This is a genomic window from Clostridium sp. 1001271B_151109_B4, assembly GCF_015670405.1.
Classification (GTDB): domain Bacteria; phylum Bacillota; class Clostridia; order Clostridiales; family Clostridiaceae; genus Clostridium.
The window spans coordinates 1-1,080 of the sequence record NZ_JADPBQ010000056.1; the positions used below are offsets into that span (position 1 = coordinate 1).

At 28.1% G+C, this 1,080-nt stretch carries 1 tRNA gene and 1 rRNA gene; both read right to left on the bottom strand.

The features are described 5' to 3' along the window. Positions 1-781 precede the first annotated feature (781 nt). A tRNA-Ala gene (locus I4V63_RS15470) sits at positions 782-857 on the bottom strand. A 6-nt stretch (positions 858-863) separates the two neighbouring features. After that, positions 864-980: ribosomal RNA gene (gene rrf / locus I4V63_RS15475) — 5S ribosomal RNA — on the bottom strand. Positions 981-1,080 lie beyond the last annotated feature (100 nt).

A 1,080-nucleotide genomic window follows, 5' to 3' on the forward strand; every position in this document is an offset into this window, starting at 1 on the left:
ACTCTCAAAAGAATTGCTGGTTTACTTTAACTATATTCTGTTCAATTTTCAAAGACCATTTACTCTGTCGCACCGAAGCGACTTCTTTATCTTATCATCATCAAAACTTTTTGTCAACACTTTTTTTGAAAACTTTTTTTCTTTTCTTTAAATGTTGCTTGCTGTCCTGACGACTTCCTTATAATATCATTATTAAATTCTTATGTCAACATATTTTTTAAAATTTATTGTATATTATTTAAAATTCCCTATTTTCTCCTTATATATCTTATATTATCTACAATTTATATAATAAATATTCCTTAAATTCTAAAAATATTATTATCTAAATCTAATATTATTAATAAAATTTTAAAGTTATAAAGAAAAATAATTTTGTAATATACCCTTCATTAAATAACTTAACTTTCTATTCATCCAATATTGCTATTATATTTTTTTAAAAATTAATTCAAGAATTTAAAAATTATTATATAAATTTATTTATATAATAAAAAACACCAGCTTAGCTAGTGCTTTTTTTCTTAAATCCCATAAAATCCATTATTAGTTGACAGCTTAAGGTGAATAGTTGGATCAATCAGCTACTTTTCATCTTAATTACTCCTCTTAAAAAGGCACGTATATTCTTTAAGCGTAATTTAATTATTTATCATTTGTTTAAAATTATTAAGAAATTTTTTTGTATACTAATCATTTAAGCTATTCTTAAATATATTTTTCATAGTAGGTAATATTTTTTTTATATAACAAAAAAAGCTACGACATTAATCGTAGCTTTTGGTGGAGGTAAAGGGATTCGAACCCTTGACCCCTTGCGTGCAAGGCAAGTGCTCTCCCAACTGAGCTATACCCCCAAATTTACCTGGCAACGTTCTACTCTCCCACACAGTCACCCGTGCAGTACCATCGACGCTGTAGAGCTTAACTTTCCTGTTCGGAATGGGAAGGAGTGTTTCCTCTACGCCATCATCACCAGATTATTGAGATTGTTATCTCAAAATTGCACATGAATTATATTTTTATTGGTCAAGCCCTCGACCTATTAGTATCAGTCAGCTACATACGTTACCGCACTTA